We start from the raw sequence: 21385 nt of genomic DNA, 5'->3' as shown, positions 1-21385 counted from the left end.
ACCGCGCGAACAGTCGCACGGTGGCCCTCTGTGCACTGCGGTGAGGCGCCACCGCGCGAACAGTCGCACGGTGGCCCTCTGTGCACTGCGGTGAGGCGCCACCGCGCGAACAGTCGCACGGTGGCCGCCGGTACACCAGCGACCACCGCCTCAAGAGAGACGGTGGCCGCCGGTGCGAGGGTGGTGCGTCAGCCGCCGATCAGCAGGCCGTAGTCGGCCATCGCCATCGCGATGTCGGACTGGGCCCAGAAGCGGTGGAAGGTGAACGTCGGCGCGGGGCCGGTCCCGTTCAGGTAGGCCTGCACGGCCGGCCAGTTCGGGTCGTTCTTGTAGAAGGAGCGGGTGTCCAGGAAGGACTTCCCGGGGGCGATGACGTCACCGTTGGGCATGACGCCGCTGTACCCGGACGGGATGTACAGGCCCTGCTGGTTGGACGAGGACCAGATGTCGTCGAAGCGGTTGTAGTCGGTGCGGGTCTCCGGGATGCCGACGCCCTTGCTGTCGGTGTGCAGCCAGATGCCGTCCAGGAGCTTCTTCGCCGTGGTCTTCGCCGCGGTGTTGTTGGCCTTCGCGCCGTAGTAGGTCAGCAGGCGGGCGTACGCTGCCGCGATGCCCACGTCGGTGCCGGTGCTGACCACGCTGACGTGCAGGTTGGTGTTCGCGGCCGGGCTGGCCGGGTTCCAGGTCGCCGGCGCGCCGGTCCACTGGAGCGTGTCGGGGATCTTGAAGTCGCCGTTCGCGGTGAACGTCGTGTTCGCGATCGCCCAGGCCACCCACTTGTCGAGCATCGTCTTGGCCTTGGCGTCACCGGTCGCGTAGTAGTACTCCGCGACCCGCTCCACCGACCACGCCTGGAAGCCGAACCACTGGTTGGACGGCGGGTCGTGGTAGACCGGCTTCTCGTCGTAGAACATGCCGTAGAACGTCGGCGTGCCGGCCGGCGGCACCGAGTAGTTGCCGCCCCAGCTGTTGGTGGCACCACCGGCGAACGCACCCTCGGAGGACTGCAGCCACTGGTAGAACTCCAGCTGCCGGCCGAGGCTGGTCTGCCAGTCGCCCTTCGCCGAAGGCGAGCGCGGCGCGAACCCGGTGACGTTGGACAGCACGTACGCCGCCAGGGGGTTCTGGTAGCCCTGGTGGTTGTGGCTGGAGCCGATGCGCCACGCCCACTGGCCGCCCGCGTCGCCGCCCCACGCGTAGTACCAGTTCAGCAGGTACGCGGCGGAGTCCTTGCCGGTGCCGGCGGCGCAGCCCGTCGACGTGCAGCCGGGCTTCTTGAAGTACTTGTCGTACATCGCGTACCGCAGGTAGTCGCCCATCTTGGCGGCCTTGCCCACGACGGTGGCGACGTCCGCGGCCTTGCCCTGGGCCGAGGCCCACTGCTGCGCCCAGTACGCGGCCTGGATGGCGCGCGCGTCGGCGTCGGGGGCGTTGGTGTAGCGCCACTGCTTGGCCGGCGAGCCGTCGATGAACAGCGGCAGGAAGCCGCCGTTGGCCTTCGCGCCGAAGCGGAAGTCCTCACAGGACGGGTGGGCGACGGTCTCCCACACCGACTCCTGCGGGCCGCGCTGGTAGGTGTTGATGTACGACACCGTGGAGCCCGGCTGCGGGGTGCACGAGCTGAAGCCGTAGACGTTGTCGACGTCCTCGAGCCAGTGCATGCCGTACACGTCGGTGTTGCCGTAGGTCGAGGTCAGCTCCGTGTACAGCGGGTCGACACCGACCTTCACCGACGAGTCGAGGTGGCCGCCCTGCTGCGGGTACAGGCTGGGCTGCCCGGCCTCGGGCGCGTAGTCGGCGGGGTCGTTCGGGTTGTAGCCGCCGGTCGGCTGGTTGGCGTGGGTGGGGATGATGTACTTCTCCATCGTGTCCCAGGCCTTGTTGAACGGGGCCCAGTCCTGCTTCACCCGGCCGTACTGCGCCTCCAGCCACAGCCAGAAGCTGAACGCCTCGGACGTGGTCTCGTGGCCCCAGTCCGGCGCCTCGACGACGAGCGTCTCGATCGAGTGGTAGGGCACGCCCTCCGGCGAGAAGTACCCGGAGCTGTGCAGCTTCTGGTACTGCTCGAGGAACCGCTGGACGTACACGCCGCCGGCGACGTCGTCATCGCTCTCGTTCGCCGGTACCGACGCCGACGCCCAACCCGTAGCGGTCAGGTTGATCGTCGCGGCACCGTTGGTGGTGTCCGCGTCCTGGGCGGCGGAGACGGTGACGACCTGCGCGACGTTCCAGTTCGCGGCCGTGAACGTCAGCGAGGTCGGTGACACGGTGATGTCGGTGTCGCCGGTACGGGCGACCGCGACCGTCACGTTGGAGGTGGGTGCCTGGTTCAGCTTGACCGACAGCGGCGTCGAGCCGCCCTCGGGCACGGTCAGCGGCGACGGCGTGGCCACGATCGACGGCCCGACGAACGGGTCGACGAACACCGGCACCGCCGCGGACGTGGTCACCGCGCCCTTGCTGTCGTAGGCCTTCGCCTGCAGGCTGTACGCCCCGGTCTGGCTCGGCACGCTGGCCCAGCTGTACGTGTACGGGGCGGTCGTGTCCTGCCCGAGCAGCAGGCCGTCGTGGTAGAACTCGACCTTCGCGATCGAGTCACCGGCGTCCGGGTCGCTGGCGGTGACGGCGATCGGGATCGTCGCCGGCGCCGTGTACCGGGTGTTGGCGGCCGGCGAGGTGATGGCGACCGTCGGCGCCTGGTTCGGGCCGGTGCAGGTCACGCCGTTGAGCGCGAAGCTCGTCGGGTTGACGTTGGTGCCGCTGTACCCGGCGTTGAAGCCGGGGTTGACGGTGCCGTTGGTGGGCAGGCTGCCGTTCCACGGGGCGTTGCGGATCGTCGCCTGGTTGCCGGTCTGGGTGTAGTCGCCGTTCCAGCTCTGCTGCAGCTGCTGGTTGCCGGCGAACGTCCAGGTCACGTTCCAGCTCGTCAGGGGGTCGCCGAGGTTCGTCACCAGCAGATCGCCGGTGAAGCCCGTCGGCCATTGGCTGCGTACCGAGTAGACGACCGTACAGCCGGCGGCGGCGTGTGCGGGTCCTGCCGGCATGACGAACAGCGTGCCGGCGGCCAGGAGGCCGACGGACGCCACACGCATCCAGCGTTGGGTCCGGGTGGTCATGTGTGGGGGCTCCTCGTGAAAGTTTCTGGGCGGAATACGGGCACGCGACAGTGCGGCGGCGTTGGTACATAAGCCAGTCGCTGCGTGTGCCCCGTCGGCTCCCAGACGCGAGGTGGCGCTGATTCTGGCATGGGAGCGCTCCCGGGACAAGCGTCCTGATTTCGCCTATGGTCGCGACGGCTATCGATCCACCGGAGGTGATGCCAACCCTTTTCGCGGCTCCCATCGCGAACCGGGGTGCGGCGGCCGGCGTCTGCAGCGCCGCCGCCGTGCCCACCCATTTCGTGTTAGTTCTCAGCGGTACGGGTTAGACAACCCCGATGTCGACAACGAAAGGGGACCGTCATGACCCGTCCGATCGCGGACCTCGAACAGCACCCGGACATCCTCGAGCTGCGGGCCCACTACGACCGCGCGGCGGAGACGCCGACCGCGCACATCACCGACGGCGGGCTGCTGCTCGCCGGGATCTACCTGACCCTGTCGCCCTGGATCGTCGGCTTCGCGCCGTTCGAGGGTGACCTCGCGGTCAACAACTTCATCTGTGGCGTGGCCGTCAGCTTCCTCGCCATCGGCTTCGCCGCGGCGTACGGGCGCACCCACGGCCTCACCTGGGTGCCGGTGGTGCTCGGCGTGTGGACGTTCGTCGCCCCGTGGGTCATCCAGGGCGCCCACCCGTCCGGCGGCTCCATCGCCAACAACATCGTCATCGGCCTCGTCATCATCGCGCTCAGCCTGATGACGATGATGACGACGCGCCTGCCTTCCGGCCGTGGCCGTGGCCGTGACCGTGAGCAGGACCGGCGGTGACATGGCGGTCAGGTGAGGTGACCACTGGTCACATCGGGGTGAATTCTTCCCGGCTCGGCGTGCGCCGGCCGGGAAGAGTGGCTAGACATTCACCGTGAACCGCGACAGCCGCCTGCCGGCCCTCACCGGTCTGCGCTGGGCGGCGGCGCTCGTGGTGTTCGGCCAGCACACCCTGGAGCTCTTCTACGACTCGGACCTGGTCGCCCCGCGACCGGTCCGGGCCGTGCTGTGGGCGCTGCTGGTCAACGGCGGCGCGATGGGCGTCTCGTTCTTCTTCGTGCTGTCCGGCTTCGTCCTGACGTGGTCCGCCAGGCCCGGCCCGTTCTACTGGCGGCGGTTCACCAAGATCTACCCGGCGACGCTGGTGACCACCCTCCTCGCGCTGGTCGTCGTCGGCGGCGCCTCACCGCTGCAGGTGGCCACCCACCTGACGCTCACCCAGACCTGGTTGCCGCACGCGTCGGTCTTCCGGGCGCTCAACCCGGTGAGCTGGTCGCTGTCGTGCGAGGCGTTCTTCTACCTGTGCTTTCCGCTCCTGTACCGGCTGCTGCGCCGGCTCGGACCCAGAGGTCTGTGGACGGTCGCCGCCCTCCAGGTCGCCGTGGTCCTCGGGATCGGCGCCGCCCTCACGTCCGCCGACCGCCCGTTCGCGCTCTGGCTCGGCTACGTGTTCCCGCCGGTCCGGATGGCCGAGTTCACCCTCGGGATCGCCGTCGCGCTGCTCGTGCGGTCCGGCGCGTGGCGCGGCCCGGGCCTGCGCTGGTCGTTCGTGCTGGTCGGGGCCGGCGCCGTCCTCGCGCTGAAGGCCCCGTACCCGCTCAACCAGCACGCCCTCACGCTCGTGCCGGTCACCCTCGTCGTCGCCGCGGCCGCCCGCGCCGACCTCGCCGGTGTCCGCACCGTCTGGACCCGCCCGTCGCTGCGGTACCTCGGCGAGGTGTCGTTCGCGTTCTACCTGGTGCACTACCTGACGTACCTCACCTACGACCGCCTCGGCCTGCTGCCGCACCGCGCCGGCCCGCTCGTCGCCGCCCTGATCACCGTGTCGGTGTTCGCCAGCAGCCTCCTCGGCGCCATGGCCGTCCACCACGGCGTCGAGCTGCCCGCCCTGCGCCTCCTGCGCCGCCGGCCCTCCACCGCGGCCGTCGCCGGGACCGACGCGGCCACTGTCGAGGCCCCGCTCCCGGCCGCCGCCCGTCCCTGACACCGTCCATCGCGCTTTCGCACACCGTCCGGATCGCCGTCGTGCGGCACGCCCGGACCCGTTACGCTGCCTCCCCGTGATGGACTTTCTCGAGGTGTCGACGGGGTTCCCGAGCCAGCAGGACGCGGCGTACGTGGCCCGCTCGGTCATCCACACGCGGCTCGCCGTCGCGGCGCGGGTCGAGGGCCCCGTGCTGTCCATGGGCTGGCGCGACGGCACGCTCGTGGAGGCCGAGGAGTGGCGGCTGCTGCTCACCGTCCAGGCGGAGCGGTTCGACCAGCTGGCCGCGTACATCATCAGGCGCCACCCGCGGCCCGACCCGCAGGTCGTCGCCGTCCCGCTGCGCCGGCACGTCGGCGTCGAGGCCGCCGAGCCCGCCCCGTCCGGCGGCGTCCCCCTATGACGGCAGGCGTTCGAGGGCGGCCTCGACGCGGGTGGCAGCTCCCGCGTAGTGCAGCTTGCGGGCCAGCCGCAGCGCCTCCTCGGCCTCGGCCGCGTCGCCCTTCGCCAGGGCGTGGATGCGGCGCAGGTCCGGCTCCGCGAGACCGCCCTGGCCCGGCAGGCCCCGCTCCAGCGCGGCGCCGGCGACCTCGGCGGCCTCGGTGTCCCGGCCGAGGGTGAGCAGCGCGTCGGCGTAGAGCGCCTCCAGCCGGCCGAAGCGGCGGATCCCCTCGCCGAGGGCGGCGCGCGCCTTCGCCATCCGGTCCACCCCGGTCAGGTCGCCGGTGCGGACCTCGGCCCAGCCGAGCACCATCGCCGCGAGCGCCTGGTACTCCAGGTGCCCGCCGCGCTCCGCGAGGCGCAGCGTGGCGCGGGCCGCCGTGATCGTCGCCGGCCCGTCGAACCGGTCGGCGGCGACCGCCGCGGCGTAGTGGCTGATGTACATGTCGAGGAACGGCTCACCGACCCGGGCGGCACGCTCCCGGGCGGACCGCAGGTGCCGCTCCGCGGCCTCGTGGTCGCCGAGCATCCCGCACACGATCGCCGCGGGTGCCTGCGCACCGACGACCGGGTCCCAGTTGACGATCGGGAACACCGGCAGGTCCCCGCCGGGCAGCGCCTCCAGCGCCGTCTCGAAGCACCCGCGGGCGCGCGGCAGGTCCAGCACCGACAGCGCCGCCGCGCCCTCGTGGACCTCCGCGACGATCGTCGCCCACGGGTCGGTGCTGCCCTGCTCGCTCGCCGAGCGGGCCATCGCGACGCCCCGCGCGACGTCGCCGGCCGCGGTGTGGAACGACGCGTACCCCCACAGCGCCGGCAGGATGTCCAGCACCGGCCGGCCGCGCAGCCGCACCAGCAGCGGCTCCATCGCCGCGTACTGTGCCGCCACGAACGGCGCCAGGTAGCCGTCGGTCGCCTGGTGCATGTACGCGAGCCGGATCCGCAGGTCGAGCTCCGCGACGTCGCGCCGCTCGCCGGCCGGGGCGCGGTGCAGCACCCCGATCGCCTCCACCAGCAGCGCCGACGCCTGCTCGTGGGCGGTCAGGTCGTACGCCTCGCCGGCCGCCTCGACCAGCGCGGGCACCACGTCGAACGGTGACAGCACCGGCAGCGCGGCCCGCAGGTGCGCGGCCAGCTCGGCGACGGTGGCGAGGCCCGTGTCGCGCAGCGCCTGGGCGGCCCGGGCGTGCAGCCTGGCCCGGCGCAGCGGCCCCTGGTCGAGGTACGCGGTCTGGCGGACCAGGTCGTGGGAGAAGCGCAGCAGCCCCGGGTCGTCGGTCGCGGTCAGGACCCCGCTGACGACCGCGGTGTCGAGCGTGTCGAACAGCGCCAGCTCGTCGATCTGCACGACCTCGCGCAGCACCGGCACCGACACGTCCCGGCCGAGCACCGACGCGACGGCGATGACCGCGTTCACCTGCACAGGCAGCTTGGCGAGGCGGCGGCGGACCACCTCCTGCACCCGCACCGGGACGTGCTCCGGCGCCAGGGTGTGCTCGGCGACGAGGACCCGCAGCAGCTCCACCACGAAGAACGGGTTGCCGCCGGTGCGGTCCAGCAGCATCTCGACGGTCTCGGCGGGCACGTCGGCGCCGGTCACGTCCCGGGCGAGCGCGGACACCCCGTCGGCGCCGAGCCCCTGCAGCGGCAGCCGCACCGCGGACGGGTCGGCGAGCAGCTCCCCCAGCGCGCCCGCGAGCGGCGCCTCCGGGGCGAGCTCGGCCTCCCGGTAGCCGACGGCGAGCAGCACCGCGCTGCGCCGGACCGCCTTGGCGAACATGGTCAGCAGCACCGTCGACGGCGCGTCCAGCCAGTGCGCGTCGTCGACGACGAGGACCAGCGGCCGGTGCGTGGCGAGCCGGCACAGGCCGTCGACGATCCCCTGGTACAGCCGGGACCTGGCCAGCTCCGGGTCGGCGATCCGCTCGGCGGCGGGCAGCGGCAGCGCCTCGCTCAGCGTCGGGTCCAGGACGGCGGGCAGGTTCCCGTACGGCGCGAACGCGGTGGCGAGGGCGTCGGCGGCGCCGGGTGCGGCGGCGACGGCCCGCAGGATCTGCGCCCACGGCAGGAACACCGGCGGCGCCTCCCCGTCGACGCCGGTCCCGGTGCCGACGAGCCCGGTGGCGCGGGCGGCGAGCTCCCGCAGCAGCGCGGACTTGCCGATGCCCGGGCTGCCGGAGACGAGCAGCAACCGCCCCCGGCCGGCGGCCGTGCTGGCGAGGAGCTCCTGCACGGTCCGCAGCTCGGCGTCCCGCCCGACCAGCCCGCCGTCGTCGGCGTCGCGCCCCTCGCCGGCGGGCCCTGCCACATCGCTGTCGCTCTGCTCGGCCGCGCCGCTTTCCGACGATATGTCGGACATGTCGCCCGCGGGCGGGGCGCTGACCGGCCCCGCCGGACCTGGCCGGGTGGCCGCCGGAGCGCCGGACGTCGGGGCGGCCGGCGCCGGCTCGGCCAGGTGCGGGGCCTGCCGGAGGATGTCCTGCTCGAGCTGCTGCAGGGCCGGACCCGGTTCGATGCCGAGCTCGTCCACCAGGCCGGCTCGGGCCCGGCCGTAGGCGGCGAGCGCCTCGGCCTGCCGGCCAGACCGGTACAGCGCGAGCATCAGCTGACCCCACAGCCGCTCCCGATACGGGGCCTCGGCCAGGGCGCTCTCGCTCAGGTAGGCGACCTCAGCGGCACGTCCGAGCCGCAGCAGCGCCTCCGACCGCTCCTCGACGGCGATCAGGCGCAGCTCCTGCAGGCGGCCCCGCTCGGCGCGGGCCAGCGGGGAGTCGCCGAGCTCGGGCAGCGGATCCGCGCGCCACAGGTGCAGCGCGTCGGTGAGCACCTGCAGCGCCACGGCCGGGTCGGAGCCGGTGCGGGCCTGCTCGACCGCGGCCGCGAACCGGGCGGCATCCACCGCGTCCGCCGGCACCATCAGCTGATACCCGGGCGCGCGGCTGACCAGCACCGTCGAGCGGTCCCGGGCCGTACGCCCCGGTTCGAGGGCGCGGCGGAGGCGGGACACGTACGCCTGCAGGGAGGCGATCGCCCGCTCCGGCGGCTCGTCGGACCACAGCTCGTCGATGAGCCGCTGCACGGACACGGTCCGGCCGGGCTGCATCGTCAGCATCGCCAGCACGGCGCGCTGCTTCGGGGTGCCGGTGTCGACCGGGCCGCTCTCCCCGACGACCTCGAGCGGGCCCAGGATCCTAATCTGCAGGATAGGCAACTCCCGGAGCTCCACCTCGGCCGCGGACGCTGGCTACAGCTCCACGGCGAACGATCCGTCGTCGTACGGTCCGAAGCCTGCGGCCTCCAGGAGCTCCTCGCCGTGCGCCAGAGGCGCCGCGACGAGCCTACGGGCTGGACCGGCCCGCAGGGCGTCCACCAACGAGATCAGCACCTGAACGGCGAGGTCGGAGCGTCCGCCCGGCGCGACGAGACCGACCAGTCGGACGATGGACTCACCCGGCCGGACGGCAGCCAGGGCCGCGGCGGGCTGCTCGTCCCCGTCGGCCGGGTCGATCAGCTCCCACCACTCCAGACCGTCGAACAGGAACTCGTCGACGACGGACACGCCGAGCGCGAGCCGGGTCACGGCGCGCCGCCCGGCCGGCACCCGCCGCACCAGCCGTAGTGTTTCTTTCACGTGCCCCAGCTAACCTCGCCGTTCTTGCAAACGGCTTGCTGGCCTCGCATCCGGGCGCTTATCCGCCCGAATAGCCGACACTGAGCCGGGTGCCGTCGCCCGTCCGCCACTCGATCGGCCGCCCGGCCCGCAGGTGGGTGCCCATCGCATACCAGTCGTCCACCGGCAGGCCGACGACGAACCCGTCCTCCATCGGGTCGACCGTCACCGCCGAGCCGCCCTGGATGAACAGCAGGAAGTGCACCCCGGCCTGGTTCTGCGACCGCGGCCGCGCGGCGACCACCTCGCTCGGCGCCGACTGGTCCGGCCACCACACCCGCGCCCGGCCCGTCATCGTCGTGTACCGCGGGATGAGCGCGAACCGCGGCGGCATCTGGATCCAGGCCCCGCCGAGGACCGCGTGCCGTTCCCGGTCCACGATGATCATCAGCTCGCCCGGGCCCTCCACCACCATCACGTTCTCGTCGCGGAGGTTGCTGACGTCGTCGAGGACGGTGGACCCGTCGTACGTGTCCGGGTCGACGACCGGCGGCCGGGACGGGTCGAACCACCACGGGTAGGGGAAGCACGACTCGGTGGCGGCGAGGTTCGCCAGCACCCTCCCCCGGCCGTGCCGCCCGACCGCCTCCATCTCGCCGTCGAACAGCGGGACCAGCAGCAGCGGCGGCCAGTCCGCCGGGAACCACGCGCCGTCGCCGGCGGCGTGCGTGATCAGCGCCCCGCCGATCTCCCTGCCGCCGACGTCGATCGGCTGGCCGAACCCGATGACGTCGTTGACCCGCATCCGCCAGCCCTGGTGCACCGCGGCGGAGTACATGCCGAGGATCAGTTCGATCAGCCCGCTGTTCAGCGGCTCCTTCCCGCCGCCGGGTGGCAGCACGGCCGCCGTCACCTCCGTCAGGCCCGCCGCGGCCAGCCCCACCGTGCCGTACACCCACAACCTCGTGCCGGCGGGCAGCCCCGGAAACCCGACCGGGTCGTCGGGGACCTCGCACTCGTCGACGGTGATGATGAGCGCCCCGTCCGCGGCGACCACGCGCCCCGCCTGCGCGATCGCGGGCAGCCGCACCGCCTCGTCTGCGCCGCGCGGCAACGGCGCCGGTCCGACCGGCCACCGCGGCTGCCAGTGCTGCGGGAACCGCTCGTGGACGGGCACCGGGATCGGCCCGCTCCCGCCGGGCACGAACTTCCGCATCACCGGACGGGCGGAGATCCGCAGGTCCCACTCCAGCTGCCAGGTCCGGCCGCCCTGCGTCGCGACGGCGTGCAGCCGCCACCGCAGCAGGTCCGGCTCGTCGGTGACGACCGCGAGCACGATCCGGCAGGCCGCGCCCGTCGGCACCTCCAGCGGCCACACCGGGCCCGGCCGCAGCCGCCGCCCGTACGCGTCCCGGGCCGGCCGCACCTGCGCGGCGGCACCGCCCAGCAGCAGCACCTCGAGCTGCGGGATCTCCAGCTCCTCGTACGCCTGCACCGAGCGCTCCGCGACGGGCGCCAGCCGCGGATCGAGGACCAGGTCCGGCGTCCGCGGCGTCGCGAAACTGGTGCCCTCGGCCACCAGCGGCCCACGGCCGACCACCTCGGCCGTCAGCGACCGGAGCACCACGGGGCCACCGTCGGCGGTCAGCTCCAGGAACAGGTTGTGTCCCGTGACCGGGACGTGCACCGCCACCGGTCCGACGTCCGAACCCGGGCTCTGCACGAACGTCACGTGCGAGCGGGATGTCACCTCCGCCAGGAACGGCGGCTGCTGCGCGCCCGCGGCCGGCGACGTCCGGCGGACCGGCCGGTCGAGGATCTGCGCGGCCCACGCCCGCCCGCCGCCGCTGATGCCTGTCATGCTGCTCCGTTCGCTGTCGATGTGTCGGCGATGGTGCGGAACGGGTGGCCCGCCAGGTCGACCCGGCGCACGCCGCTGCGGCCGGCGCACGTCCACTCCAGGTCGAGCGCCCATTCCACGTCGCCGCTGTCCAGGTGTACGACCAGGTCGAACACCTCCGGATCAGCCGGGGCGACCTTGAACGGGAAGTCCGCACCACCGCCGATCGGCAGCAGCCGCGGGGCGGGCTCGTCCAGGAACACGTCGAACTGCCGGACGTCCACCGACCCGAGGTGCGGGTTGAAGTCCCCGGCCGGCGTCTCCCGCCGCGACAGCACCACCGGCCGCAGCGCGTGCAGGACGACGGCGGGCATGCTGGGCGCCTCGACGACGAGCCGCACCCTGTGCCCGCTGCCGGGCACCTCCTCGAGGCCGTTCGGCCCGCGGGTGACGACGAACCCGACGTCGTGCAGCTTGACCGTCACCTCGAGCGGGGCCTCCGGCTCGACCGGGGCGTTGCGCCGCTCGGCCCGCTGCGCGGCGAGGTCGGCGAGCATCCGCAGGTGCTCGCGGCGCCAGTACGTGAGGTCCACGTCCCCGGTCCCACCGGCGTTGCGGTCGCAGGCGGCGACGAACGCCTCCACGAAGCCCCAGTCGGGCACCGTGCGGCCCTGCAGCTTGTCGTCGATCGTCGCCCGCGGGTACGGGCGGCCGGCCTGCCGGGTCAGCCGCTCGATCTCGCGCAGCGACGGCTCCCCCGCCAGGCGTCTGCAGCCCCGGAGGTGTTCAGCGAAGGCCGCCAACGCGGTCGGTGTGGACACCTGAAAATCGTAAGTTGCCGATGCCCGTCCGGATGTCCGGCAACTGTCCGGAGATCCGGACGCGCTGTCACACGTGTTTGAAGCGGGACACCAGCCGCTGCAGCTCGCCGGACAGGCCCGCGAGCTCGCCGCTGGCCTCGCGGCCGGCCGCCACGCTCCGGTTCGTCTCCTCCGCGGCCGCGGCCACCTCCGCGATCGTGGCGGCGATCGTCTGCGCGCCACCGGCGGCCTCGCCGACGTTGCGGGTCATCTCGCTCGTGGTCGCGGTCTGCTCGTCGACGGCCGAGGCGATCGTCGTCTGGTACTGCGAGATCTGCCCGATGATCATGCTGATCTGCTCGATCGCGGCGACCGCGCTGTCCGTGTCGGCCTGGATCGTGCGGACCCGGGTGGCGATGTCCTCGGTGGCGCGGGCGGTCTCCTGCGCCAGCTCCTTGACCTCGCCCGCCACGACGGCGAAGCCCTTGCCGGCCTCCCCCGCCCGGGCCGCCTCGATGGTCGCGTTGAGCGCGAGCAGGTTCGTCTGCTCCGCGATCGACGTGATCACCTTGACCACGTCGCCGATCTCGGCCGAGGACTGGCCGAGCTTGGACACGGTGTCGTTGGTGGTGGTGACGACGGTGACGGCCTGCCCGGCGACCCGGGCCCCTTCGCTGGCGTTGCGGGCGATCTCCCGGATCGACGCCGACATCTCGTCGGACGCGGCGGCGACCGTCTGCACGTTGCCGGAGACCTGGGCGGCGGTCTGGTCGGCCTCCCGGGCCCGCGCGGACACCGCCTGCGCGCTGCCGGCCACCCCGGCGGTGACCGCGTCGAGCTGGCTGGAGCTGCGGGCCACCAGCTCGGCGCTGCGCGCGAGGGCCGCGACGGTCTCCCGGACGCTGGCGGTGGCCCGGTTGACGGCGCCCGCCATGTTGCCGATCTCGTCCCGGCCGCCGACCGGCGCGGTCGTGGACAGGTCCCCGGCCGCCATCGCGTCCATGGCCCCCACCACAGGGGCGAGCCGGCGGGTGATCGACGCGGCGACGTACAGGGCCAGCGCGGTCGCCACGACCAGCCCGACGATCAGGGTGAGCAGGACCTGCAGCCGGGCGGTGGAGTACTGCGAGTGGGCGTCCTGCACCGCGGCGTCGGCGTCGGCGGCCTGGTGGTCGGCCAGCTCGGCGACCGCCGCCTCCATGCCGGGCACGACCTTGTTGAAGTCGATCGTCGCCGGCTTGCCCTGGGCGAGGTCGGCCATCGCCCCGGTGAACTGCTGCCACAGCGACGTGAACTCGTCGACGGTCCGCTGCGCGGCGGCGCTCTTGGGCAGCTTCAGGTACTCCTCGAGCGCCGCGTTGAGCTGCTTGATCGCGTCGCCGGTGCCTTTCTGCGCCAACGCGATGACCTGCGGGTCACCACCCGACCCGAGCTGCATCGCCGCGTTGTGGTTGATCAGCGACTGGGCGCCGCGGATCTTGCTGAGCAGCACCAGCTCCTGGACGTTCTCGGCGCGCATCTTGCTGACCTTGCCGTCCATCGCCGACATCCGCGACAGCGCGAACGCCCCCGTGACGACCGCGGTCAGCGCCATCGCCGTCAGCGCGAACAGGATCTTGGTCCGGATCCTGCGGTCGGCCAGCCAGCCGCCGCCCTTGACCGTTCCCGTGTCCGCCACTGTGCACCATCCCGGAATCCAGCGAATCTCGCACTTCTCGACATCGGCGCCACATCAGGAAACTTGAGCCCTCGAATGCCGCCGCACACACCCCCTACGCCGTCCTAGGACGCTAGGATCTAGGTGGTTGTGTCCAGGTGTCGCGTCGTACGGGGGATGAACATGAACTGGAGCCAGCGACTCGGCACCGTCGGTGTGTGGCGTGGCGTCACGCTGCTCGATCCGCCGATGGCCAGGTCCATCGAGGAGCTCGGGTACGGCACCGTCTGGCTCGGCGGCTCCCCCGGCTCCGACCTGCGCCCCGCCGAGGCCCTGCTCGACGGCACCGACTCGGTCGTCATCGCCACCGGCATCGTCAACATCTGGTCGTCCGACGCGGCCGAGCTCGCCGACTCGTTCCACCGCATCCACGCCAGACACCCCGGTCGGCTGCTGCTCGGCATCGGGTCCGGGCACCGCGAGGCCAACCCGGACCGCACCCGCCCGGTCGAGTCCATGGCCCGCTACCTCGACGTCCTCGACGCGCGCGGCGTGCCCGCCGAGCACCGGGTGCTGTCCGCGCTCGGCCCCCGCATGCTCGCCCTGGCCGCCGAACGCAGCGCCGGCACCCACCCGTACCTCACCGTGCCCACACAGACCCGGGAGGCCAGGACCGCCCTCGGCCCGGCCGCGCTGGTCGCCCCCGAACAGACCGCCGTGCTGGACCCCGACCCGGCCACCGCCCGCCGCAGCGCCCGCGCCTTCCTCGCCATGTACCTGCAGCGGGTCAACTACACCACCAACATGCTGCGCGCCGGCTTCACCCCCGAGGACCTCGCCGACGGCGGCAGCGACCACCTGATCGACAGCATCGTCGCCCACGGCGACGCCCCCACCCTGGCCGCCGCCCTACGCGCCCACCTCGACGCCGGCGCCGACCACGTCTGCGTCCAGCTCCAACCCGCCGACACCGACGTCATCCCCGCCCTCCGCACCATCGCCCACGCCCTCAACCTCCACCCACCCGGCTCCCCCACCGCCCGCTGATCGAATAGCGTTTTCGCTATTCGATCAACTCGCCAGGCGTTCGGACAGCCGCGCCTTCGCCGCGGGCCAGTCGGTTCGGGGCATCGTGTAGACCAGCAGGCCCGGCTCGCCGTCGACCTGCGGTTCGCGGCCGCTCAGGGTGGCACCGATACGGGTGATCGCTGCCTGGGAGCGGACGTTCTCCGGCCTGATGCGCCAGACGACGGCCGCGTAGCCGAGCGTATCGAAGGCATAGGTCATCGTCAGGAGCTTCGTCTCGGTGTTCGCCGCGGTACGCCACCACCTCCTGCCGAACCACGTGCCACCGATCTCGATGCGCCCGTCGCCGCGCTGCCAGCTGTGCAGATTCGTGGTGCCGATCGCTGTCCCCTCGTCCCGAGCCACCACGGCGAACGCGACCCGTTTCCCGTCGTCGACGTCCTTGATGCGCCCGCACACGATCTCCCGCAGTTCCGCCTCGGTACGCGGAGTGGGCGCACTCAGCCACCGCCACACCTCGTCGTCCCGCCCGCCAGCGCCGAACAGGGCGGGCACATGCGACTCGGCAAGCGGCTCAAGACGTACATGGCGGCCTTCAAGGCCTGTCGAACTGGGAGCCAACGGCATGGCGGCGACGCTACCCAGCACCCGCGCCACGCCGCAGCCCACACACGCCTTGATCCAGCACTTGCGCCGATGCGTGAGCGGCGACTGTCAGCTCAGCGTTGACGGCACGCACTGAGGGCACCCGCCGAGTCCGGCGTGAGTCGCTCCCGATGTCGCGCACGGAACCAACCACCACAACATTCACCGCCACCAACCACCAGCGCCGACCACCCCAGCCGCCGCTACAGCGCAACGGCCGGACACGAGCAGCATCGCCACCAGTTCGGCCGCCGACCGCCAGCTCCACCTACCGCGGGCCGCCAGCTCCACCTACCGCGGGCCGCCGGCCCCGCATACCGCGGGCCACCGGCGCCGGGACGCCAGCGCGCCGCTCCCCGACCGGCACCCGCCGGCCCTTCTGCCGCCGTGCCCGGCCGCCAACCGTCCACCGCCGCGCCGCCGGCGTCCCTGCTACTCGTCCGGGCGGTGGTCGCCGGTGGCGCCGTCGAGGAGCTCGCGCATGACGTCCAGGTGCCCGGTGTGGCGGGCCACCTCCTCGACCATGTGGATGAGGACCCAGCGGAGCGAGACCTTCTCGCCATACCAGGCGGTGCCGGTCGCCTCCACGTCTAAGGAGTCGATGACGGCGTCGCAGGTGGCGCGGGCGCGGGCATAGAAGGCGAGCACGTCGGCGGTGGACTCGCCCGGCTCGACGCGCAGGTCGGCCTCGGGGTCGTCGTCGCGGAAGGGCAGCGGCTCGTGCTCACGGCCGAACGTGTCGCAGAACCAGCCATACTCGACCGCGGCGAGGTGCTTGACCAGGCCGAGCATCGTGCTGCCCGACGGGGTCATCGGGCGGCGCAGCTGCTCGTCGTCGAGGCCGTCGAGCTTCCAGAGCACCACGTCGCGGTGCCGGTTGAGACTGGCATGCAGACTCTGCTTCTCATCGCCGAGATATGGCACTCGAATCGTCACGCCCGCACCGTAACAGCGAGGTACGACACTTCCGACCGAGTTAACCGGTACGGTCGCTGCGTGACGCGGGACGAGCTGATCGCACACTGCATGGCCAAGCCCGGGGCGTGGCAGGACACCCCGTGGGAGGACGACCTCGTCGTCAAGGTCGGGCCGAAGATCTTCGCCTTCCTCGGCAACAGGACGGCCGTGGGCGTGAAGTGCGCGCCGACGCGGGAGGCCGCCGACGAGTGGCTGCGGCGGTTCCCGCAGGACGCGGCCGCTTCGCCGTACATCGGGAAGTCCGGCTGGAACACGCTGACCGTCGGCGGGAACATCCCCGACGAGGAGATCCTCGAGGCGGTCGACGAGTCGTACCGCTGGGTGGTGTCCAAGCTGCCGAAGAAGGACCGGCCGGCGTAGCGACCCGTCCGGGCGGGCGCCGGCTCCGAACCACGTTCATGGATTCGGGGACGGTCGCCGGCCGGTACCGGCTGATCAAGGTCATCGGCACGGGTGGGATGAGCCGCGTGTGGCTCGCCCGCGACGAGATCCTCGCGCGGGACGTCGCGGTCAAGGAGGTCCTGGCGTTGCCGGGGCTGGCGGACCTGTGGGGGCGCACCATCGCGGAGGGCCGGGCCGCGGCGCGGCTGGCGCACCCCAACGTGGTGCGGGTCTACGACGTGCTGTTCACCGGCGGCCGGCCGTGGATCGTCATGGAGTACGTGCCGTCCCGCTCCCTCGAGGAGGTCGTGCGCGCCGGCGGACCCCTCGCACCGGACGTCGCCGCGGGCGTCGGGCTCGCCGTGCTGGACGGGCTCGCCGCGGCACACCGGGCGGGCGTCCTGCACCGCGACGTGAAACCGCCGAACGTGCTGGTCACCGGCGACGGGCGGGTCCTGCTCGGCGACTTCGGCATCGCGGTGCTGCACGACGAGGTCGACGGGCCGGAGGTGCCGCTGGTCGCGTCGCCCGCCTACGTCGCGCCGGAGCGGGTCCGGGACCGCGTCTCCAGCGTCGAGACGGATCTCTGGTCGCTCGGCGCCACGGTGTACTGGTGTGTCGAGGGCCGGACACCGTACGCGCGCGGGACGACGGCCGAGGTCCTCGACGCCCTGGCCACCGCGCCGCCGGACCCGGTCGAGCGGGCCGGGCCGCTGCGGGAGGTGCTCGAGGGGCTGCTGCGCCGCGACCCGGCCGAGCGGCTCACGGCCGATCAGGCGCGGGCGATGCTGTCGGAGGTCGCCTCGGCGCCGGCCCCGGCAGCCCCATCGACGGCGACGTTGCGGCTGCCAGGTCCGGCGTCGGCGGCGTCGGTACCGGCAGCGCCCGCCGATCCCGTGGCAGGTCCGACGCCGGTACGAGCCGGAACCGCGCACGGGGTGAACGGCAGGGACGCCGACCGGCGGCGGACGGTCGCCCGGATCCTGGTGGCGGCGCTCGGGCTGCTGCTGGTCGGCGGTGGCGTCGCCGGTCTGGTCGCCGCGACCGGCGACGACGGGACTGCCCAGTTCGTGGACCGCGCGCAGGTTGACGCGACGGCCACCGCCGCCACATGCGCGGACGGCGCCACGCCAACTGGCACCGTGCCACCGGACTACCGCGCGAGCTGTTCCGTCCGCTCGCCGGATCCTTCGCGGCCTGACCCGGAGCGCCCCTGAATCGGCCGCGCCGCCGCCCCGGGCACGTTAGCGTTGGAGGGGCCTGGGGGCGAGGCTGCGGGGGTTCACAGGTGCGGAAACCGATCGCGGCCACGTTGCGCCCGCAGTTCACCTGGCTCATCCTCCTGCTGCTGTCCATCGGCGCCGCTCGGCTGCTCGCCGGCCACTACCTCACCGGCGTCCACGACGAGCGGCTGCGGGGCCTCGACGACGCGCGGCAGGCCAACCAGCGGATGCTGCGGGACCTCACCGACATCGACACCGCCGCGCTCAGGTACCAGCTGACCGGCGACCCGGCCTACCTGGAGGCGTTCCGCGCCGGCTCGGCGGACTACCCGGTCGCCCGGTCGGCGGCGCTGCGGGCCGCACCCGACGACCGGACCCGGGTCCTCGTCCGCGACCAGGACCAGGCCGCACAGCGGTGGCTGGCGCAGGTGGCCCTGCCGATCAGCGCCCTGCCCGCCGGCCGTCCCGGCGTCGACGCGGACCGCAGCGCCCGGGGCAAGGACCTGTTCGACGCGATCCTCACGGCGAACACGGCCGTGACCGCCGCGGTCGAGGACACCCAGAAGACCACGACGGCGGCGTACCGCCGAACCGGCCGCGTCCTCGAGGCGGCGCTCGCCCTGCTGTCGCTGCTGCCCGCGCTGATCGCGGTGCGCGTCTACCGCTCCGTCCGCCGGCTGCTCACCCCGCCGCGCGCCCCTCTCGACGAACCGGCCACCATCGCCCCGTTCGGCGAGCCCGCCGTGCATGACCTTGACGTGCCGACCGGTAGGGGTCGGATCGCCGGCGCCGACCTGGGTGCGGGCGCCCTGCCGGACCACGTTCACCGCCCGTGACCGCTCTTCCGGCAGCTCCCGGCGCTCACCCGCGCTCCACCGCTCGGCTGCGCCCCGCGGCCACCACCACGACGGCCAGTACCCCGGCGAGGACGAGCAGCCCGACCGGGTCGACAAGCCGGGTCCCAACCTCCCACGGCGGCGCGCTGTTGCGGATCCACGGGTGCCCGAGCGGCAACAGCCCGTCGATCGCCGTGGCGACCACGGCGGCGGTGACCATGGCCGCGACAACCCCTCCGATGACCGTTGCCGCCGATGTACCGGCATCGCCCGCCCCGACCGACCTGCCCGCACGAGCCGGGTCGCCCTGCCGTCGAGCGATCAGGCGGACGGCCACCCCGCCGGTGGCCATCATCGCCAGGATCGCCGGCACGACGGTCGCCGCGACCTCCGGCAGCACCGCCGCCAGCCCGAGCCACACCACACCCGCCCCGAACCCACACCCCACGGCGATCCCGGCGGCCTCAGACCGGACGCTGGTGCGGCGGCCGGTCACGTGTACCGCGGCCGCCAGCACCAATCCAAGCAGCACCACCCATACGACGAGGACGGTGGTGGCGTCGCCGGTCCTCGGTCCCCCGCTCCTCGTGATCGGTGGCACCACCCTGAGCGCCTGCGCCACGCCCAGCACTTCGAGCGCGACCACACACGCGACCGCCGCTCGCACCACCCCGGCCAGGCTCCCCCGCGCCGCCACGGGTCCGACAGGCACCGCGGCGACCAAAACAAGGACCGCCACGACCCCGACCATGACCTCGACCCGGTGCCGCATCACCTCGAACCCGACACCCTGAGCCACGAACACCGCCGCGACCAGCGCACCGGCCGCCCCCAGCCACAGCAGCGCCGCGACCCCATGCCCGCCCCACCGCTTCACGCGCGTCATGGCTCTAACTCTATCTAGATAGAGTTGATGTCGGAAGCCCCCACATTGCAGCTGACTCGGCGGCGGCGAGGTGCTGGATGTGCGGGAGCCGTTTCCGTTCAGGATCGACACCGCGTCACTGCCGCGCTGAAAGCACCTCGCCGCCGTCGGGGTTGCTACTCCGCGTAGGGCTGGTCCTTGCCCTGGGCGCTGAAGGCGAGGCTCCACACGTAGCCGTCCAGGTCGGCGAAGGTGGCGCCGTAGCCGCCCCACTGCAGGGCGGCGGGTGGCTTGAGGATCGTGGCGCCGGCCTTCTCGGCCTCGGCGATGATCTCGTCGACCCGGTCCTCGCTGCGGACGATGTACTGGAGGACCATGCCGCTGAAGCCGCTGCCGTCGGCGCTCGTGCCGACCTGGTCGGCGAGGCCCTCGCGGCCGTAGAAGCCAATCAGCGAGCCGCCGTCCTGCTCGAAGAACACGGACACGCCGTAGTTGTGCTTGACGGTCCAGCCGAGGCCCTCGGTGTAGAACCGGGTGGCGCGGTCGAGGTCGCGGACTCCGAGCAGAATGGAGCTGACGTGCGCTTTCATGGGTTGTCTCCCGATCGTCGACGGTGTGCTGTCACAACCGGCCTGGTTCGCCGGTCATCTCCTATGACAGGCCGCGACGGAGGAATGTGACGGATGATCGGGAAAGATTGGGTGAGCGAGCGGTTCGCCGAGCACCAGAGCCGCCTGCACTCGGTGGCGTTCAGGATGCTCGGCTCGTCGGCCGAGGCCGAGGACGCGGTGCAGGAGGCCTGGCTGCGGGTCAGCCGGGCGGACACCGGCCAGGTGGAGAACCCGGCCGGGTGGCTGACGACGGTCGTCGCCAGGGTGTGCCTCAACATGCTGGAGGCCCGCAAGGCCCGACGCGAGGATCCGGTCGGCGCGCTGCCGCCCGAGCCGGCGACCACCACGGTGCGACCCGCGGACCCCGAGGGTGAGGCACTACTGGCCGACTCGGTCGGGGTGGCGCTCATGGTCGTGCTGGACACGCTGACGCCCGCGGAGCGGCTCGCGTTCGTGCTGCATGACGTGTTCGCCGTGTCGTTCGACGAGATCGGTCCCGTCATCGACCGGTCGCCGGCGGCCTCGCGGCAGCTCGCCAGCCGGGCTCGGCGGCGGGTGCAGGGCGCCGCGGCCGCGTCGGACGCCGCGCAGTCCCGGCGGCGGGAGATCGTCGACGCGTTCCTCGCCGCCTCCCGCAACGGCGACTTCGCCGCGCTGCTCGAGCTGCTGCACCCGGACGCCGTCTCCGGCGACGCCACTGGCGCCCACGCGGTGGCCGCGATCTTCTCCGGACGGGCGCAGGCGGCCCGGCTCGCGCTCGTCGACGGTGTGCCGGCGGCCGTCTGGTCCCACCGCGGCCTGCCGAAGGCCGTCTTCGACTTCACCATCACCGACGGCCGGATCTCCGGCATCGCCATCGTCACCGACCCCGACCGGATCAGCGACCTGGACATCGTCTTCCTGAGCAGGTCCTCCGACGGCGACGCCGACCAGGAACGGACCTGAGGCGCCGCCCGGCAGCGCCAGCGGTCACGGTCAGGGGCAGGCCGACTTCGTCGGCTGGGACGTGACCCTGGTGCACGGCGGCGGGGCGGCCGACAGGCGGTTGCCGGCGGCGACCGTGATCCCGGCGAGGGTCAGGACCGAGGCCGCGACGAGCAGGCACGGCGCCAGGAACGTCCGGAGGACGCCACGGTCGGTCAGCTCTTCGACTTCTGCAAGCGGTTCGAGTAACACGTTGGCAACGATCTCATGCCTGTCAACCGTCCGTGTCGGCCGGGCGTGTGGATCTTCCACAAGGCCGCTGACCGAAGCGAGGCCCCCGACCGAAGCGAGGCCCCCGACGGCGGCGAGGCACTCGACCGCAGCCAGGCTGCCGACCGGAGCACGGCCGGCGGCCCGG

Annotated in this window: 19 protein-coding genes; 8 read left to right on the top strand and 11 right to left on the bottom strand. The window is 72.9% G+C overall.

What is annotated here, in order from left to right; translation table 11 throughout:
* Window positions 1-188: 188 nt before the first annotated feature.
* Entirely contained in the window at window positions 189-3116 is a 2928-nt protein-coding gene (locus ABD332_RS37340; protein ID WP_425552345.1) for a glycoside hydrolase family 48 protein, read from the bottom strand.
* A gap of 345 nt (window positions 3117-3461) precedes the next feature.
* On the opposite strand from ABD332_RS37340, the gene ABD332_RS37335 reads away from it, so the two are divergent.
* The 3 genes from ABD332_RS37335 (at window position 3462) to cutA (ending at window position 5533) form a co-directional block, all read left to right on the top strand.
* On the top strand, window positions 3462-3926 hold the full coding sequence (locus tag ABD332_RS37335) for an SPW repeat protein (RefSeq protein WP_344507717.1): 465 nt from the start codon (window positions 3462-3464) through the stop codon (window positions 3924-3926).
* A gap of 94 nt (window positions 3927-4020) precedes the next feature.
* Entirely contained in the window at window positions 4021-5130 is a 1110-nt protein-coding gene (locus tag ABD332_RS37330; RefSeq protein ID WP_344507715.1) for an acyltransferase family protein, read from the top strand.
* Window positions 5131-5209: 79 nt separating this feature from the next.
* Complete coding sequence (gene cutA, locus ABD332_RS37325) at window positions 5210-5533, top strand: divalent cation tolerance protein CutA (RefSeq protein ID WP_344507723.1); 324 nt, start codon at window positions 5210-5212, stop codon at window positions 5531-5533.
* Here cutA and ABD332_RS37320 read toward each other — a convergent pair.
* From ABD332_RS37320 to ABD332_RS37300, 5 genes are all read right to left on the bottom strand, one after another.
* Window positions 5528-8782 (bottom strand): ATP-binding protein, encoded by a 3255-nt coding sequence (locus ABD332_RS37320; protein ID WP_344507713.1) that lies wholly within the window; start codon window positions 8780-8782, stop codon window positions 5528-5530. The two genes, cutA and ABD332_RS37320, sit on opposite strands and share 6 nt — an antisense overlap.
* Before the next feature lie 33 nt (window positions 8783-8815).
* Window positions 8816-9202: a hypothetical protein gene (locus tag ABD332_RS37315; protein WP_344507711.1), complete on the bottom strand. Its 387-nt coding sequence runs from the start codon at window positions 9200-9202 to the stop codon at window positions 8816-8818.
* A gap of 58 nt (window positions 9203-9260) precedes the next feature.
* Entirely contained in the window at window positions 9261-11042 is a 1782-nt protein-coding gene (locus ABD332_RS37310) for a hypothetical protein (RefSeq protein ID WP_344507709.1), read from the bottom strand.
* Window positions 11039-11842: a hypothetical protein gene (locus ABD332_RS37305; RefSeq protein ID WP_344507707.1), complete on the bottom strand. Its 804-nt coding sequence runs from the start codon at window positions 11840-11842 to the stop codon at window positions 11039-11041. Before ABD332_RS37305 ends, ABD332_RS37310 begins: the two co-directional genes overlap by 4 nt.
* 67 nt (window positions 11843-11909) lie before the next feature.
* Window positions 11910-13499, bottom strand: coding sequence for a methyl-accepting chemotaxis protein (locus ABD332_RS37300; RefSeq protein ID WP_344507705.1), 1590 nt, complete (start codon window positions 13497-13499; stop codon window positions 11910-11912).
* A 156-nt stretch (window positions 13500-13655) separates the two neighbouring features.
* On the opposite strand from ABD332_RS37300, the gene ABD332_RS37295 reads away from it, so the two are divergent.
* Complete coding sequence (locus ABD332_RS37295; RefSeq protein ID WP_344507703.1) at window positions 13656-14525, top strand: LLM class F420-dependent oxidoreductase; 870 nt, start codon at window positions 13656-13658, stop codon at window positions 14523-14525.
* A gap of 24 nt (window positions 14526-14549) precedes the next feature.
* On the opposite strand, the gene ABD332_RS37290 is transcribed toward ABD332_RS37295, so the two are convergent.
* A complete protein-coding gene (locus tag ABD332_RS37290) occupies window positions 14550-15161 on the bottom strand; it encodes a GNAT family N-acetyltransferase (protein WP_344507701.1) in 612 nt (203 codons plus the stop codon).
* A gap of 420 nt (window positions 15162-15581) precedes the next feature.
* On the bottom strand, window positions 15582-16085 hold the full coding sequence (locus ABD332_RS37285; protein ID WP_344507699.1) for a DinB family protein: 504 nt from the start codon (window positions 16083-16085) through the stop codon (window positions 15582-15584).
* Between the two features lie 60 nt (window positions 16086-16145).
* On the opposite strand from ABD332_RS37285, the gene ABD332_RS37280 reads away from it, so the two are divergent.
* The 3 genes from ABD332_RS37280 to ABD332_RS37270 all read left to right on the top strand — a co-directional run bounded on the left by ABD332_RS37280 (window position 16146) and on the right by ABD332_RS37270 (window position 18567).
* On the top strand, window positions 16146-16487 hold the full coding sequence (locus ABD332_RS37280) for an MmcQ/YjbR family DNA-binding protein (RefSeq protein WP_344507697.1): 342 nt from the start codon (window positions 16146-16148) through the stop codon (window positions 16485-16487).
* A 38-nt stretch (window positions 16488-16525) separates the two neighbouring features.
* Window positions 16526-17725 (top strand): serine/threonine-protein kinase, encoded by a 1200-nt coding sequence (locus ABD332_RS37275; RefSeq protein WP_344507694.1) that lies wholly within the window; start codon window positions 16526-16528, stop codon window positions 17723-17725.
* 71 nt (window positions 17726-17796) lie between these two features.
* Window positions 17797-18567: a CHASE3 domain-containing protein gene (locus tag ABD332_RS37270; RefSeq protein WP_344507692.1), complete on the top strand. Its 771-nt coding sequence runs from the start codon at window positions 17797-17799 to the stop codon at window positions 18565-18567.
* Between the two features lie 25 nt (window positions 18568-18592).
* Here ABD332_RS37270 and ABD332_RS37265 read toward each other — a convergent pair whose 3' ends face one another.
* Both ABD332_RS37265 and ABD332_RS37260 read right to left on the bottom strand, forming a co-directional pair.
* On the bottom strand, window positions 18593-19453 hold the full coding sequence (locus tag ABD332_RS37265) for a hypothetical protein (RefSeq protein ID WP_344507691.1): 861 nt from the start codon (window positions 19451-19453) through the stop codon (window positions 18593-18595).
* 155 nt (window positions 19454-19608) lie between these two features.
* Entirely contained in the window at window positions 19609-20022 is a 414-nt protein-coding gene (locus ABD332_RS37260; protein ID WP_344507690.1) for a VOC family protein, read from the bottom strand.
* A gap of 93 nt (window positions 20023-20115) precedes the next feature.
* On the opposite strand from ABD332_RS37260, the gene ABD332_RS37255 reads away from it, so the two are divergent.
* Window positions 20116-20988, top strand: a complete 873-nt coding sequence (locus ABD332_RS37255) for a sigma-70 family RNA polymerase sigma factor (RefSeq protein WP_344507689.1) — start codon at window positions 20116-20118, stop codon at window positions 20986-20988.
* A gap of 30 nt (window positions 20989-21018) precedes the next feature.
* On the opposite strand, the gene ABD332_RS37250 is transcribed toward ABD332_RS37255, so the two are convergent.
* Window positions 21019-21219, bottom strand: a complete 201-nt coding sequence (locus tag ABD332_RS37250; protein ID WP_344507688.1) for a hypothetical protein — start codon at window positions 21217-21219, stop codon at window positions 21019-21021.
* Window positions 21220-21385: the final 166 nt, after the last annotated feature.

Source organism: Dactylosporangium maewongense (assembly GCF_039531485.1).
Taxonomy (GTDB): domain Bacteria; phylum Actinomycetota; class Actinomycetes; order Mycobacteriales; family Micromonosporaceae; genus Dactylosporangium; species Dactylosporangium maewongense.
This window is presented reverse-complemented; position numbering and strand designations above follow the sequence as displayed.